This window comes from Sneathiella sp. (assembly GCF_029233945.1).
In the GTDB taxonomy this organism is placed as follows: domain Bacteria; phylum Pseudomonadota; class Alphaproteobacteria; order Sneathiellales; family Sneathiellaceae; genus Sneathiella.
This window is the reverse complement of record NZ_JARGOQ010000004.1, coordinates 45377-61001: the sequence shown is the minus strand read 5'-3', so window position 1 is coordinate 61001 and position 15625 is coordinate 45377. Positions and strand designations below refer to the sequence as shown.

General features: G+C 56.0%; 16 protein-coding genes. 13 read left to right on the top strand and 3 right to left on the bottom strand.

Going from position 1 to position 15625, the window contains the following annotated elements:
- The 3 genes from P1U71_RS02595 to P1U71_RS02585 all read left to right on the top strand — a co-directional run.
- Nucleotides 1-930: cobaltochelatase subunit CobN (locus tag P1U71_RS02595; protein ID WP_301103988.1), on the top strand; the 930-nt coding region annotated here is incomplete at its 5' end.
- Nucleotides 927-1559: a cob(I)yrinic acid a,c-diamide adenosyltransferase gene (cobO, locus tag P1U71_RS02590; RefSeq protein WP_301103987.1), complete on the top strand. Its 633-nt coding sequence runs from the start codon at nt 927-929 to the stop codon at nt 1557-1559. The genes P1U71_RS02595 and cobO, both read left to right, overlap by 4 nt.
- Complete coding sequence (locus P1U71_RS02585; RefSeq protein WP_301103986.1) at nt 1559-3022, top strand: cobyric acid synthase; 1464 nt, start codon at nt 1559-1561, stop codon at nt 3020-3022. The genes cobO and P1U71_RS02585 overlap by 1 nt, the downstream gene beginning before the upstream one ends.
- Here P1U71_RS02585 and cbiB read toward each other — a convergent pair.
- Complete coding sequence (cbiB, locus tag P1U71_RS02580; RefSeq protein ID WP_301103985.1) at nt 3015-4082, bottom strand: adenosylcobinamide-phosphate synthase CbiB; 1068 nt, start codon at nt 4080-4082, stop codon at nt 3015-3017. The genes P1U71_RS02585 and cbiB overlap by 8 nt on opposite strands.
- Nucleotides 4083-4143: 61 nt before the next feature.
- Between cbiB and P1U71_RS02575 the strand changes: the two genes are divergently transcribed.
- Genes P1U71_RS02575 through cobM form a run of 6 tightly spaced genes read left to right on the top strand, consistent with a single transcriptional unit; the run spans nt 4144 to nt 10289 of the window.
- Nucleotides 4144-5160 (top strand): sirohydrochlorin chelatase, encoded by a 1017-nt coding sequence (locus tag P1U71_RS02575; RefSeq protein WP_301103984.1) that lies wholly within the window; start codon nt 4144-4146, stop codon nt 5158-5160.
- A 3-nt stretch (nt 5161-5163) separates the two neighbouring features.
- Complete coding sequence (locus tag P1U71_RS02570; protein ID WP_301103983.1) at nt 5164-5799, top strand: precorrin-8X methylmutase; 636 nt, start codon at nt 5164-5166, stop codon at nt 5797-5799.
- Nucleotides 5796-7001 carry a precorrin-6y C5,15-methyltransferase (decarboxylating) subunit CbiE gene (gene cbiE / locus P1U71_RS02565; protein ID WP_301103982.1) on the top strand — a complete coding sequence of 402 codons (1206 nt, stop codon included), beginning with the start codon at nt 5796-5798 and terminating at the stop codon, nt 6999-7001. The genes P1U71_RS02570 and cbiE overlap by 4 nt, the downstream gene beginning before the upstream one ends.
- A complete protein-coding gene (gene cobI / locus P1U71_RS02560; protein WP_301103981.1) occupies nt 6998-7702 on the top strand; it encodes a precorrin-2 C(20)-methyltransferase in 705 nt (234 codons plus the stop codon). The genes cbiE and cobI overlap by 4 nt, the downstream gene beginning before the upstream one ends.
- Entirely contained in the window at nt 7693-9528 is a 1836-nt protein-coding gene (cobJ, locus tag P1U71_RS02555) for a precorrin-3B C(17)-methyltransferase (RefSeq protein ID WP_301103980.1), read from the top strand. Before cobI ends, cobJ begins: the two co-directional genes overlap by 10 nt.
- Nucleotides 9525-10289: a precorrin-4 C(11)-methyltransferase gene (gene cobM / locus P1U71_RS02550; RefSeq protein ID WP_301103979.1), complete on the top strand. Its 765-nt coding sequence runs from the start codon at nt 9525-9527 to the stop codon at nt 10287-10289. Before cobJ ends, cobM begins: the two co-directional genes overlap by 4 nt.
- 9 nt (nt 10290-10298) lie before the next feature.
- On the opposite strand, the gene P1U71_RS02545 is transcribed toward cobM, so the two are convergent.
- Both P1U71_RS02545 and P1U71_RS02540 read right to left on the bottom strand, forming a co-directional pair.
- Nucleotides 10299-11039 carry a cobalt-precorrin-6A reductase gene (locus P1U71_RS02545; RefSeq protein WP_301103978.1) on the bottom strand — a complete coding sequence of 247 codons (741 nt, stop codon included), beginning with the start codon at nt 11037-11039 and terminating at the stop codon, nt 10299-10301.
- Entirely contained in the window at nt 11032-12117 is a 1086-nt protein-coding gene (locus tag P1U71_RS02540) for a cobalt-precorrin-5B (C(1))-methyltransferase (RefSeq protein WP_301103977.1), read from the bottom strand. The genes P1U71_RS02545 and P1U71_RS02540 overlap by 8 nt, the downstream gene beginning before the upstream one ends.
- Before the next feature lie 69 nt (nt 12118-12186).
- On the opposite strand from P1U71_RS02540, the gene cobA reads away from it, so the two are divergent.
- The 4 genes from cobA to cobS are packed head-to-tail and all read left to right on the top strand — an operon-like array spanning nt 12187 to nt 15614.
- Nucleotides 12187-12987, top strand: a complete 801-nt coding sequence (cobA, locus tag P1U71_RS02535) for a uroporphyrinogen-III C-methyltransferase (protein ID WP_367281104.1) — start codon at nt 12187-12189, stop codon at nt 12985-12987.
- 1 nt (nt 12988) lies between these two features.
- The gene (locus tag P1U71_RS02530) at nt 12989-14305 is read left to right on the top strand and encodes a cobyrinate a,c-diamide synthase (protein WP_301103975.1); all 1317 of its coding nucleotides are present in this window, start codon (nt 12989-12991) and stop codon (nt 14303-14305) included.
- Nucleotide 14306: 1 nt separating this feature from the next.
- The gene (gene cobU, locus P1U71_RS02525) at nt 14307-14819 is read left to right on the top strand and encodes a bifunctional adenosylcobinamide kinase/adenosylcobinamide-phosphate guanylyltransferase (RefSeq protein ID WP_301103974.1); all 513 of its coding nucleotides are present in this window, start codon (nt 14307-14309) and stop codon (nt 14817-14819) included.
- A 6-nt stretch (nt 14820-14825) separates the two neighbouring features.
- A complete protein-coding gene (gene cobS, locus P1U71_RS02520) occupies nt 14826-15614 on the top strand; it encodes an adenosylcobinamide-GDP ribazoletransferase (protein WP_301103973.1) in 789 nt (262 codons plus the stop codon).
- The last annotated feature ends 11 nt before the right edge of the window (nt 15615-15625 follow it).

Here is a 15625-nt window from a genome sequence, read left to right as displayed (position 1 = left end):
GCCAGCCTTCTTGACCGACCGCGTGTCGATGTGACACTCCGTATTTCCGGCTTCTTCCGCGATGCATTTCCACAGCAGATGGCGCTTTTTGATAGCACGGTTAGAGCTGTCGCCGCACTTGACGAAGATGAGAAAACCAATCCGCTTGCTGCGCGGGTCAGGATCGATAAAGACACACTCATCAAATCTGGCGTCCCGGAAAAAGAGGCGGAGAACCGCGCCGGTTATCGGCTATTCGGCAGCAAACCGGGAGCCTATGGCGCAGGTTTACAAGCCTTGATTGATGAAAAAGGCTGGACAGAGTCTTCCGATCTCGCGCGCGCCTATATTGCCTGGGGTGGTTATGCCTATGGCGCAGGGGAAGACGGAAAAGCAGAGCAGTCCCTGTTCGAGCAGCGCCTCGGCCATGTAGAGGCGGTTGTCCATAATCAGGACAATCGGGAGCATGACCTCCTCGACAGTGATGACTATTATCAATTCGAGGGGGGCGTGACGGCCGCCGTCCGGCATATCAAGGGGACGCAACCCGCCGTCTATCATAATGATCATTCCCGCCCGGAAAGCCCGAAGATCAGAACACTGGAAGAGGAAGTCGGCCGCGTTGTCCGCGCCCGAGCCGCCAATCCCAAATGGATCGAGGGCGTGATGCGCCATGGCTACAAGGGTGCGTTCGAAATGGCCGCGACCGTCGATTACCTGTTCGCCTTTGCCGCAACGGCACAGGCGGTGAAGGATCACCATTTCGATGCCGTTTTTGAAGCCTACCTGATGGACGGACGGGTTCGCGATTTCCTGAAAGAGAATAACCCCGATGCCCTTAGCGAAATGGCCGACAGGTTTCAGGAAGCGCTTGACCGCGACCTATGGCGTCCCCGGCGCAACACCATTCACGATGACCTTGCAAAGCTGAAACAGGAGGGAACCCGATGAACACGAAACTAACTCCGGAAGAAATCGCCCGCGCCAACGAAAAGGCGGCCAAGAAGAAAGCCTCCCGCGATAAGATGCTGGCGACAAAAACAATCGAAAAAGGCTTGTTGATTGTCCATACCGGCAAGGGCAAGGGAAAATCAACGGCGGCTTTTGGCCTCGCCGCCCGCGCAATCGGCAACGACATGAAAGTCGGTGTTGTGCAATATGTGAAGGGAAAATGGGAAACGGGAGAGCGAAAGGTCCTGGAGGCGTTCCCGGACCAGATCGAAATTCACACCATGGGCGAAGGCTTCACCTGGGAAACGCAGGATCGGGAGCGTGATATTCGTGCCGCTGAGAAAGCCTGGGAGAAGTCGAAAGAAATGATCGAGGCGAGCCGGGGCGATAACCCCGCCTATGACATGGTAATCCTTGATGAGCTGAATATCGTGCTCCGCTATGACAGCCTCCCACTCGACGACGTAATCGAGTTTCTGAAAAACAAACCAGAAAAGCTGCATGTTGTCGTGACGGGACGGAATGCGAAAGACGAACTGATTGAGATAGCCGATCTGGTGACCGAGATGACCCAAATCAAACACCCCTTCCGTTCGGGCGTCAAGGCGCAGGTCGGGATCGAATTCTGATGACAGCCGCCCTTATGTTGCAAGGAACGGGATCGGATGTCGGCAAGTCGCTGCTTGTCGCTGGCCTCGCCCGTGCCTACAGCAATCGAGGGATCAAAGTCATGCCGTTTAAACCGCAGAATATGTCAAACAATGCCGCCGTCACGATTGAGGGGGGCGAAATTGGGCGTGCGCAGGCGCTTCAGGCCCGGGCGGCAAGAACTCACCTTCTTAACGACATGAACCCGGTACTTCTGAAGCCGCAAAGCGACATAGGCGCGCAAGTGATTGTTCAGGGGAAAATGCATGGCACTGCTGTCGCGCGCGATTATCAAAAGATGAAACCGGAGCTTCTCTCCAAGGTGTTGGAAAGTTTCCACCGGATCGGCGAGAATGCCGATCTTGTGCTTGTCGAGGGCGCGGGCAGTCCGGCGGAGGTCAATCTTCGCGCCAATGACATCGCCAATATGGGATTTGCCGAAACCGCCGATGTGCCGGTTGTTCTGATCGGGGATATCGATCGAGGCGGTGTGATCGCGCAGATTGTCGGTACCCATATGTTACTCTCCCCGTCGGAGCAACAACGGACGAAGGGGTATATCATCAACAAGTTTCGCGGCGATCTTTCGCTTTTTGATGACGGCCTTAAAATCACGAGTGAGAAGACTGGCCTTAAAAGCTTCGGGGTGCTTCCCTTCTTCCCCGAGGCGCATTATTTGCCGCCGGAAGATGCCTTCGCGATCACATCGCAGGCCCCGCGTGAGAACACGGTCAATATCGCGGTCCCTGTTTTTTCTCGCATTGCCAATTTCGATGATCTCGATCCGCTGCTGGCAGAGCCCGGTGTCACGGTTCATATGGTGCCCTCCGGCAATGCAATCTCTTCCGGCATGGATGTTATTTTGCTGCCGGGCTCGAAGGCCACGTTGGCCGATATGGATTTCATTCGACTGCAGGGCTGGGATATCGATATTCAGGCCCATGTCCGGCAAGGCGGCACAGTCGTTGGACTTTGTGCAGGATACCAGATGCTGGGCCGGACTCTCTCCGATCCGGGCGGCATTGAGGGACCTGCGCGAACCATCGACGGGCTTGGTCTTCTCGATTTTGAAACCACCCTCACGGCTTCAAAAAAACTGGTGGAGGAAGATGGCAAGGATCATCTGACCGGCAGCACAATTCGGGGATATCATATGCATGTGGGCCGGAGCATAGGCCCTGCCCTCGATCGACCATTTGTCACGCTTGCCTCCGGTCCCGATGGCGCGATTTCGGCAAATAACCGAATTATGGGTGGGTATTTACACGGCTTGTTCATGAGCGACCAATTTCGGTATAATTTTATTAACCGGTTTAAATTTCAAAATGAAAAAATTGATGATTTTGAATATCTTGTAGAAAATACTTTAGACAAGATCGCAGATCATATGGAAAGACATCTTGACCTCGACGGCCTGCTGGAGGTTGCCAATGGCGTCAGCTGAAGCTGTATATAACGAAGGCGAGACCAAGAAGCAGCGCCATGATCAAACCGCCCGCCACCCGGTAGAGAAAGAGCGCGCGCAGGATATCTTCCGGTCCGGCTTCGCGTACGCCGTTCACGTTCATCCACTGATCCGGAACTTCGACCCCGCCATACATGCGCGGCCCGGCAAGCGCGATACCGAGAGCGCCTGCCATCGCCGCCTCCGGCCAGCCAGCATTGACGCTACGATGATAACGCGCATCCTCGAATATGGCGCGAAGGGCATCCTTCGCATTCGCTCCCTTTATAAAAAAGGCGGCTGCAACAATCAGGAAGGCGGTCAGCCGCGCCGGAATATAATTGACCGCGTCATCGATCCGCGCGGCGGCCCTGCCAAAAAATTCATATCTCTCGTTATGATGCCCGATCATGCTGTCGAGAGTGTTGATCGCCTTATAGGCGCAGAGTCCGGGAAGCCCCAGAAAGGCAAACCAGAAAACAGGCGCCACTGTTCCGTCGGAGAAATTCTCGGCAAGCGATTCGATAGCCGCTCGCGAAATGGCGCTCTCATCAAGACCTTCCGGGTCACGTCCGACGATATGTGCGATGGCCACCCGCCCCTCTTCAAGGCTGTTATCCAGGCTAACCATCACATCACGAACATGCGTGTAGAGCCCACGCCAGGCGATCAGACTGCTCGCCAATACCGCCAGCAGGATCATACCCGCCGGGGAAATCTGACAGACTGTAGCGATTGTATATCCCACGAGAGCCGCAACAGTAATGACAATCACACTGCATTGCACGCCCCATCTAAATTGCAGCCAGCTACTATCTCCGCTTTTATTGGTGCGGGTTTCCAGCACTGCGATCAACTTACCCAGCAGAACGACTGGATGCGGGATAACCCGATACAGCCATTTTGGGTCGCCCGCCAGCACATCGATAATCAGCGCCAGCAGAATAATCAGCGGCGGTGTGAAAAAAGCAGAACTGGATGTGAACAATATGCTGGACATCGGCGCAACATGATATGGGCATTCGGGCGCGTCAATCCTGAAATTGTTGACCCCGGCCAAGGCTGCCCCCTACAACTAACCCCGGCACGGCATTTGAGCCGCGCAGAGACTGGAGCTTGATATGACGGAAAAAATTGGCGTAATGGTCTGTGGCCATGGTAGCCGCGACGCGGGAGCGGTGAGTGAATTCGCGTCCGTCGCGGAAGGGATTGCCGCCCGCCTGCCCCAATATCAGGTGGAATCCGGCTTCCTTGAATTTGCAACGCCCATCATTCGCGATGGTCTGGATAAGCTCCGGGAGAATGGTCATGACAACATTCTCGCGGTTCCAGGCATGCTGTTTGCCGCCGGGCATGCGAAGAATGATATCCCCTCCGTCCTTAACCGGTATGCCGCCGAGCATGACGGCTTGATCATTTCCTACGGGCGGGAGCTTGGCATTGATCTCAAAATGATCCGAGCGGCTGGGGAACGTATTAAGGAAGCGCTCGCTACTGCCAAAGATGATGTGGCCATGCATGAAACCATACTTGTCGTCGTCGGGCGCGGCGCATCGGACCCGGATGCCAACTCCAATGTCACGAAAGTCATGCGGCTTCTTTGGGAGGGGCTGGGCTTCGGCTGGGGCGAGACGGTTTATTCGGGCGTCACTTTCCCGCTGGTAGAACCGGGATTGGAACATGCCGCTCGGCTTGGCTACAAGCGGATCGTCGTGTTTCCTTATTTCCTCTTTACCGGCGTCCTCGTCAATCGCATCTATGACTATACGGATAAAGTCGCTGCGGCTCATCCGGACATCGAATTCATCAAGGCGCCCTATCTCAATGATCATCCGCTGGTGCTTGACTGTTTCGCCGATCGGGTCGAAGAAATTCTGAACGGGCAGAACAATATGAACTGCGGCATGTGCAAATATCGCGAACAGGCCCTCGGGTTCGAGGATGAAGTCGGCCTCAAACAGGAAAGTCATCACCATCATGTGGAGGGGATTGGCACAGGCGGCCATACACATGATCACGGGCATGATCATAGCCATCATCATGGGCATGACGACCATTCGCATGACCATGCCCATCATCCCTATCCCCATGCCGATCACCCGCTGGGCCCGGTTAGCATGAAGAAGAGCGGCAGTTGAGCCATGTATGACTACTTGCGCGATCCGGCGGCAATCTATGAGGAATCCTTCGCGACGATAAAACGTGAAGCTGATTTCTCAGGCTTTGATGCAGATATGCAAGCGGTGGCCACACGCATCATTCACGCCTGCGGCATGCCAGAAATATTGCCGGACCTTGCCTATCACCCAGAAATCACCACGGCAGCCGTTTCAGCACTTCGCGCGGGCGCACCGGTATTTTGTGACTGTGAAATGGTGACCCATGGTATTATTCGCCGGTTTCTGCCCGCCGGAAATGAAATCATCTGCACGTTGAACAATCCGGATACACCGGACATGGCCGCGAAGAGAAAGACAACCCGGTCCGCCGCGGCGGTTGATCTCTGGCTTGATCGGCTCGAAAACGCTGTCGCTGTCTTTGGCAATGCCCCGACGGCGCTTTTCCACCTCCTTGAGCGAATCGAACAGGGCGCACCGAAGCCCGCTGCTATTCTTGCCTTTCCTGTGGGCTTTGTGGGCGCCGCTGAGTCAAAGCAGACCATGGTTGAGAGCCGTCTCGGCGTGCCGTACATAACTCTACGCGGGCGAAAGGGCGGAAGCGCCATGGCCGCTGCTGCTCTGAACGCTTTTGCCAGCCTCGCACAGGAACGCGCATGACAGCCTGGCTCAGCATTATCGGAATTGGTGAAGAGGGGTTGGAGAATACCCCCCCCACAGCCCGGCAGGCGATTGAAAGCGCAACCCTGCTGGTTGGCGGGGAGCGGCATCTTGCAATGCTGCCCGATGACGGACGGGAGCGGAAATCATGGTCAAGCCCGCTGATGGTGCTGGTTGAAGAAATCATGGCGCGGCGCGGTGAAAAAATCTGCATTCTCGCAACGGGCGACCCCATGCATTACGGCATCGGCGTGACCTTCGCGAAAAGACTGCCCGCAGAGGAGCTGGCGGTTTTCCCCGCCCTCTCAGCTTTCAGCCTCGCGGCCGCTCGCCTCGGTTGGGACTTATCACGGACAGAACAGATCACTCTGCACGGAAGGCCACTTGAGTTACTCATCCCGCACCTTGCGCCGGGAAGTAATATTCTCGCCCTCTCTGATACCGGCAAAACGCCGTCCGATGTCGCGGAGCTTCTCAAATCATTGGGCATGGAAAAAACGGAGATGTCCGTACTGGAACATATGGGCGGAACCGCGGAAAAAATCCATCATGGAACCGCCCAAGACTTCGCCACAAGAACCTTTCGCGATCTGAACACGATCGCCCTTCAATGCCCGTCCGATGTCGCTGCGCAACTCTATTCAAGAACGTCCGGTCTTCCCGATCACGCGTTCAACCATGACGGACAGATCACAAAGCAGGAAATTCGCGCCGCGACGCTTTCCGCCTTAGGCCCTTTTCCGGGGGAACTTCTCTGGGATGTGGGCGCAGGGTCCGGCTCCATCGCCGTTGAGTGGATGCGGTGCCATCCGGCAAACCGTGCCATCGCAATAGAACCACGCGATGATCGCCAATCCCTGATCGAGGCAAACTGCCGGAAACTCGGCGTACCCCAGCTAAAGCTCATCAAGGGAAGTGCGCCCGAAGCTCTCGCAGATCTCAGTACGCCGGATGCGATCTTTATTGGCGGTGGTCTGAGCCGGGACAATGTTTTTGAGGCCTGCTGGACATCCCTTAAACAAGGTGGACGACTGGTATCAAACGCGGTCACCATCGAAGGCGAACAACGCCTTTTTGATATCCACGACCAGCATGGCGGCACGCTAACACGGCTTAATATTTCACGCGCGGAAAAGATTGGTGACTTCACAAGTTGGAAGCCCTTTCGCCAGGTTACGCAAATACGATTGGTAAAAGAATGACAGGAACTCTCTACGGTCTCGGGATTGGCCCCGGTGATCCGGACCTTATCACGCTGAAAGCGCTCAAGCTGTTACAGGCAACAAAGGTGCTTGCCTATCCGGCGTTGGAAGATGGCGACAGCCTCGCCCGGGCGATCATCGCACCACATCTGAACGAGCCAAAAACAGAAATCGCCGTACGCATTCCTATGACGGTCGAGCGGGCACCAGCGCAGGCGGCCTACGACACAGCGGCGGACGAACTCAGCGAATATCTCGACAAAGGGGAGAATGTTGTTGTCCTTTGTGAAGGCGATCCGTTTTTCTATGGTTCTTTCATGTATCTATTCGGCCGCGTTGCCGAAAAATTCCCCGTTGAGGTAATCCCGGGCGTCTCTTCCCTGACCGCCTGCGCCACAGCCCTGCAGTCGCCGCTTTCGGCACGAAATGATATCCTGACCGTGCTGCCGGCACCGCTTCCTTCCGAGATATTGCGAGACCGCCTCCGTGATACCGACAGCGCCGCGATCATGAAAGTCGGGCGGCATTTTTCCCGCGTTCGCGAGGTGATAACCGAACTCGGGCTCGCGGATAATGCCCGCTATATCGAGCGCGCGACGATGGAGACAGAGAAAATCCTCCCCCTCTCTGACGTGCCGGAGGACGCCGCCCCCTATTTCTCGATGATCCTTATTCACAAGCGGGGGCAGGCATGGAAATGACACCCCCGATTGCCATAATTCTCCTGAATGAAAGTGGCCGTGAGACAGCGGACCGCATCCAAAGCGCCTATCCCGAAGCACTTATTCATGGACTTGCCGGGCGGACAGAGGAAGCCGATCTCACTTTTACACAAACCGCAGCCCATCTGCAGGAGCTATTTCGTGCAGGCACGCCGATTATTGGCATTTGCGCTGCCGCCATTCTGATCCGCTGCCTCGCCCCTATCCTGCGAAACAAGTTGATCGAGCCGCCGGTCGTTGCCATTGCCGATGACGGGAGCAATATCGTGCCGCTTCTAGGGGGGCATCACGGCGCCAACGGATTGGCCCGGGAAATAGCGGAAAAGCTGGATGCGCATGCTGCGATTACAACGGCCAGCGATATTCATTTCGACATCGCTTTGGATGCGCCACTGAGTGATCTGGCTCTTGCCAACCCGCAACATGTTAAGGAGTTTATGGCGCGGCTCTTAAGCGGCGAGAAAATACGATTGCAGGGCGCACATGACTGGCTGAGTGCATCCAATTTACCCTTCGCAGAAAACGGGACGCTTGCGATTGAGATCACCCAGAAAGCCGGACATGGAAGTGGCGAAAGACTGCTCTATCACCCGAAAACACTGGCGCTTGGTGTGGGTTGCGAGAGAAACACCCCGCCCGCCCATCTGATTGATTTGGTAAAAGAGATACTCTCTACTTCGGGGATAAGTCCGCTTGCCGTGGGCGCCGTCTGTTCGATTGACTTGAAATCAGACGAACCGGCCGTTCATGCCGTGGCTGCCCATTTCGGCCTGCAGGCACGATTTTTCACAGCAGCAGAGTTGGCGGCGGAGACCCCTCGCCTTGCGACACCATCCGACATTGTCTTCAAGGAAGTCGGCTGCTATGGCGTCAGTGAGGGAGCGGCGCTCGCCGCAGCCGGACCGGAAGGAAATCTGATCATCCCGAAGGAAAAGTCACAAAGAGCGACCTGTGCCGTTGCTGAATCCTCCGCTCCGATAGATACCGGCAAGACGGGGCGGATGCAGGGGAAACTCTCCGTAATCGGGATTGGCCCGGGACAGGAACCCTGGCGCACCCCGGAAGCAAGTCGCCTGATTGAGGACGCGACCGATCTTGTCGCTTATGGCCTCTATCTCGACCTTTTGGGCCATAGTATTGATGGCAAGACACGCCACGACTTTGGTCTCGGCGAAGAGGAAAAGCGGGTCCGCGCAGCGCTTGATCTTGCTGCTGAAGGTAAAAATGTCGCGCTCATTTCTTCCGGCGATATCGGCATCTATGCCATGGCAACCCTCGTATTCGAGCTGATTGATCGGGAGGGAAAACCGAACTGGAACCGCCTCGATATCGAGGTCACGCCCGGTATTTCCGCATTGCAGGCGGCGGCGGCACGGGCGGGGGCACCTCTGGGACATGATTTTTGCACGATCTCGCTCTCTGATCTGCTCACCCCTTGGGAAGTGATTGAAAAGCGAATTACAGCCGCCGCAGAAGGCGATTTCGTCATTTCATTTTATAACCCCGTCTCCATGAAAAGGCGGACGCAGCTTCATGCCGCGAAAAAAATTCTGCTTGAACATCGCCCGATGGATACGCCGGTCATCATCGCGCGCAATCTGGGCCGGGAGACAGAAAATGTATCATTCGTGACCTTGAGTGATCTCGATCCGGAGAGGATTGATATGCTGACACTCGTCATGGTGGGTTCAAGCGAAAGCCGCATTACCACCACAAATTCAGACACAAAAAACTGGGTCTACACCCCGCGTGGATATAGCGGAAAATCAGCGCACAAACAGGTAAAAACAGGAACAGAGACATGACAGTTCATTTTATTGGCGCTGGACCGGGAGCCGCAGACCTCATCACCTTGCGCGGCCGCGACCTGATCGCGAGTTGCCCGGTTTGCCTTTATGCAGGATCGCTGGTGCCGGAGGAAATCCTCACCCATGCGCCGGAGGACGCGCTTATCGTTGATACTGCGTCTCTCACCCTCGGTGAGATTATCAATGAAATGACCAAGGCCAATGACAAAGGCCTTGATGTTGCGCGCGTGCATTCGGGAGACCCCAGCCTATACGGCGCCATCGGGGAGCAGATGCGCCGCCTTGATGACCTTGGCATCGACTACACCATCACACCTGGTGTGCCCGCCTTCGCCGCCGCGGCCGCCGCGCTTAAGACCGAGTTTACCTTGCCGGAAGTAAGCCAGACCGTGATCCTGACCCGCACCTCCATGAAGGCGACGGCCATGCCAAACCGGGAGGATTTGGCGACGCTTGGGGCATCCGGCGCAACACTCGCCATTCATCTCTCCGTTCGAAACCTTCGCAATGTAACGGCGGAACTCATTCCCCATTATGGGGAAGATTGCCCGGTTGCCGTGGTCTTTCGGGCAAGCTGGCCGGATGAGCAGATCATTCGGGGCACGCTTGCCGATATTCAGGAGAAAGTCCGCACGTCAAAAATCACCCGCACCGCCTTGATCATTGTCGGCCGTGTGCTGGAGGCAAAGGGATATCGCGACAGCGCCCTCTATCACGCGGATCATGTGCATGTTCTCCGGCCGAAACGAAAAGCGTGAAATAGCGCTCTATAAGCCCAAATATGCGAGTAATGCCGCGACATCCGAAAAGCGGATGCAGTCGGGCAGCGCCGGTCGCTCGACCATGACAACGGGAATGCCGAGGCGTCTTGCCGCCTCGATTTTCGCGTAAGTCGCTGGTCCGCCGCTGTTCTTGCTGACGAGAAGATCGATCCGCTCTTTACGAAGCAGGCCGAGCTCATCTTCTATCGAAAAGGGCCCTCGCCCCTGGACAAAAGACACCTCGCCTTGCGCCGGGTTAAAGTCGGCTTTCTCGATACTACGCACCAGAAAAAACTTATCTGCAGTCCTTTCGAACGGCGCAAGCTCCTGCCGCCCGACGGTAAGAAAAATACGATTATAATCAGCCAATTTTTTGGCGGCCTGCTCCACACTGACAACCGAGATCCAGTGATCCTCCGGTTGACAATCCCACTCCGGGCGTTGAAGCCGTATATAGCTAATACCGACCTCGGAGCAGGCGGCCGCAGCGTTCTGCGTTATTCTGTCCGCGAAGGGATGGCTTGCATCGATCACAATGTCGATCCGCCGCGCTAATATAAAATCCTTGAGGCCCTGCTTCCCGCCGAAACCGCCAACAACTGTCTCTCCGGCGAGCCGCGCCGGGTTTCTTGTACGTCCGGCGAGGGATGTGACCAGTTCAACACCGGGATGCTTTGCAAGGGCACCGTTCAGCCTTACCGCCTCGTCCGTCCCCCCGAGAAGAAGAACTTTCCTCACCTCAGTCATCGCTCCGTCCCGCCAGATTGCCAGATCGATCGAAAATCAACACATTGATGGTGACCTTATCACCGGCAATCTTCATCGCAACGTCCTGCGCTTTTTGCGCCACATGATCCGCAAGCGGGAGGTTCGCTCTCTCGGCATATTGAAGGACCTGCATCGCGGTATTCGCCTCCTTTGTCGCGGCGACCAAATCCGCATCCGCCCCGAGGGCCGCCAATTGATCGGCCAACCAGCTGAAATCAACGCGGCTACGCCCGGAATGAAGATCCATATGTCCCAACGCAAGCTTGGTGATCTTGGCGAAGCCGCCAGCAATTGTCAGGCGCGGCACAGGATGTTTTCTCAGGTATTTCAGAACGCCGCCCGCAAAGTCACCCATATCCAGAAGGGCGGTTTCGGGAAGATGATAGATTTCCGCCACCGCCTTTTCGGAGGTTGAGCCCGTACTCGCGGCAAGATGCGTAAGGTTATTCGCGCGCGCAACGTCAATGCCGCGGTGGATGGACGCGATCCAGGAAGCGCAGGAATAAGGCACCACAATGCCGGTTGTTCCCAGAATTGAGAGCCCGCCGATAACGCCAAGGCGGCCGTTCATCGTGCTGCGTGCCAGCTCCTCACCATTCTCAACGCTGATCTCGATATCGATATCCTGAGGTTCGTTATATTTTCCGGCTACCTCTGCCACCACCTCTTGCATCATCTGCCGTGGCACGGGGTTTATGGCCGCTTCGCCAACGGATATGGGCAACCCGTTCTTTGTGACAGTCCCCACGCCATCGCCCGCGAGAAAGCGAATCCCCGCACCCACCTCGCCCCGCCGGACTGTCGAAATGACCCGCGCCAGATGCGTGACATCCGGATCATCGCCTGCGTCTTTGATAATGCTGACACAGACAAAATCTGCGCCCCTTTCTTCCGTTGCGAGGGCAAAGGCCGGTTTCTGCCCACGTGGCAGCGTGATTGTCACCGGATCCGGAAATTCACCGCCAAATAATGCCGTCAACGCCGCCTTCGTTGCGGCCGTTGCGCAGGCGCCGGTTGTCCAGCCGTATCGCAGTTCCTTTGCGGTTTTCTCTATCATGGATACATTTATAGGCCCCGGTCACACTGATGGCTAGGCGTCTTAAGAATAGATGTGTAAAAGAAAGATATGGAAGAAATTTTGAGCAAATTGCCCGCGTTCGAGCCGGGTTCGGTCTGGCTGGTTGGTGCCGGTCCCGGCGATGCAGGGCTACTGACCCTCTATGGATATGAAGCGCTGCGTCAGGCGGACGTGCTGGTCTATGATGCCCTTGTCGGGCAGGATATCCTGAGCCTGACCGGACCGGATACTATTCTCGAATATGCAGGCAAACGCGGCGGCAAGCCCTCGCCGAAGCAGAAAGATATTACCGAGCGACTAATAACCCTCGCAAGAGAAGGGAAAAAGGTGCTGCGCCTGAAAGGAGGAGACCCCTATATCTTCGGGCGCGGCGGAGAAGAGGCTCTGATGCTGGCAGCCCATAATATCCCGTTCCGCGTGATTCCGGGCATTTCATCTGGCGTCGGCGGCCTTGCCTATGCGGGCATTCCCCTCACCCACCGGGAAACCAATTCCGCTGTAACATTCCTCACCGGCCATGATGCAAGCGGCGAAGTGCCGAATGTAAATTGGGAACATATCGCGAAGGGCTCCCCCGTAATCGTCATCTATATGGGGCTAAAGCATATCGCCACGATCACCGAGCGATTAATCGACTTTGGCCGCCCGAAGGAGGAACCCGTCGCTGTCATCTTCAAGGCTACGACGGAGGATCAGGAAGTTATCGTCTCCACTCTGGAGACCGCCGCAACAGATGTGGAGAAAAGCGGCCTCAAGCCTCCGGCCCTGATTGTCGTCGGCGAGGTTGTAAGCCTTCGACCGCAACTTGACTGGTACAGCCGGTACACCGCCGGAATTGACGGAACCTGATATGGCGCCCGTGAACGCCCCCGCCTTGCTGATTGCCGCGCCCGCCTCTGGCTCAGGCAAGACAACTGTTACATTGGCATTGTTACGGGCATTCCAGAGACGGGGCGTGACTATCAGGTCGTTCAAGGTCGGCCCTGATTATATCGATCCGGTATTTCACACATATGCAAGCGGTGCCCCCTGCCTCAACCTCGATCCCTGGGCGATGCGACAGGAAAGCCAGGTTGCCATTCTCGATCACATCATGCGGGACAAGGAGCTGGTAATCGGGGAAGGCGTGATGGGCCTCTTCGATGGTGCACGCGATGGTACCGGCTCCACAGCCGATGTCGCCGCTGATTGGGATATTCCGGTTATTCTTGTGGTGGATGCCAAGGGTCAAGGGGCAAGCGCTGCTGCCCTCCTCCAAGGTTTTGATCGCTACAAAATGGGCGTCTCTCTCTCCGGCGTGATTTTCAACAAGGTAGGCGGCCCGGGCCATGTCGATCTTCTAAAATCCGCAGCGGCAGAGGCAGGCATCCCGGCGCTCGGCTTTATTCCAAAATCGGCGAGCCTTGCCCTCGATCATCGCCATCTGGGCCTTGTTCAGGCGCGCGAAAAACCGGACCTTGAGATATTTCTGGAAACGGCCGCAGATATTGTTGAGGCCAGCTGCGATCTTGTAGCATTGAGTCAAATCGCAAAACCTAATGCTTCAATGAAAGACAGCTTAACCTCTTTCATCCCACCGCTGGCGCAACGGATTGCAATTGCGGAGGATGATGCTTTTGCCTTTACCTATCCCCATATTCTGGCGGGGTGGCGACAATCGGGGGCGGAAATCTCTTTTTTCTCCCCCCTTGCAGATGAGGCACCGGAACAATTGTCGGATGCTGTTTTCTTGCCAGGTGGATATCCCGAGCTTTACGGCGAGACGCTCGCCGCATCGGAGAATTTTATGGCGGGTGTGCGTGCCACTGCGTCGGAGAATAAACCGGTGTATGGGGAATGCGGTGGCTTTATGGTCCTTGGTGAGGCGCTCATGGACAGAAATGGCGATAGCCACAGGATGCTGGGGTTATTGCCCATTGAAACTTCCTTTGCAGTGCCGAAGCTTCATCTCGGCTATCGTAATGCGCGGCTTAACTCAAAATGCTTTCTTGGGAATTCAAATGATAATTTTACTGCCCATGAGTTCCATTACGCCGCGCTTACCAAAGCAGGAGTCACGCCTTCCCTATTTGATATTTCGGATGCAACGGGCAAAGGCCTCGGGGCCGCCGGGGCGGTAGTTGGGTCAGTTGCCGGTTCCTTCATTCATCTGATCGATCGGAGGTAAGATGCGCGGTAAAATCACTCTAGTCCTTGGTGGCGCCCGATCCGGCAAAAGCCGCTTTGCCGAAAACCTGGCAATTGAAAGCGGTCTGTCGCGCCTTTATCTCGCGACGGCAGAGGCCTTCGATCAAGAGATGGAGCGCCGCATTGCACAACATCAGGAGGATCGGGGAAGCGGTTGGGATACGGTGGAAGAACCGGTCAAGCTTCAGGGCACATTGGAGGATCATTCAGCAGAAGACCGGGTCATTCTTGTGGATTGCCTCACCCTCTGGCTCAGTAATCTGATGACGGGCGATCAGCCCATTGAAGAGGAATTCAAGAAACTCACTGCAACTTTGGGAACTCTTCCCGGCCCGGTGATTCTCGTCTCGAATGAAGTCGGACAAGGCATCGTTCCCGACAATACCCTTGCCCGCGCCTTCCGGGATCATGCAGGACGGCTTCATCAACAGATAGCGGAAATCGCCGATGAGGTATATTTTATAACCGCCGGGCTTTCGCAGAAACTGAAGTAGGCTGACATGACCGACTCTCAATCCAATAATCGCAAGGCCTATAAAGGCGGCTGGGTACAGGATTTTACGGTGGCGCTAGTCTTTCTCACGCGCCTGCCGATCCAGCCGGGATTTACTTTTGATATGTCTGCCCTTAAGACCGCCTGCCGCGCCTTCGCACTGATCGGTCTGATTGTCGGCGGCGTTTCGGGCACGGTTTATGTCCTTTCGGCCTTTATGGGACTACCGCTTCATGTTTCCGCCATTCTGGCCGTGGCCGCACAAATCATCATCACTGGCGCCCTGCACGAGGATGCGATCAGCGATGTCGCGGACGGTTTCGGTGGGGGCGCCGACAAGGAGAAAAAGCTCGCGATCATGCGGGACAGCCGCGTCGGCACTTATGCGGTTGCGGGTCTAATCGTTGTTATTAGCCTGAAAATAGCCGTACTTGGCAGTATGTCTGACCCGCTCTTCGGCTTTGCCTTCTTGGTAGTGGCCGCCGCCCTCAGCCGGGGTCTGATGACCTGGGCGCTCTATCTTATGCCCGCCGCGCGAAAAGACGGGCTCGGGCACGGCGCAGGACGCCCTGATGTGATGGCACCACTTGTCTCCACAGCTATCTGCATTCTCATCGTCATCCTTATTTTGGGGCCGCAGCTTGGCGCTATTGCCCTCATGTCCGGAATAGTTGGGGCCTGCTTGATGGGGCTGATTGCAAAGCGTCAGATTGGAGGACAGACAGGCGACGTTCTCGGTGCCATTCAACAAGTGTCAGAAATCTTTATTCTTGTCGCCTGCCTCGCCGCCCTCTGATCCATATCACC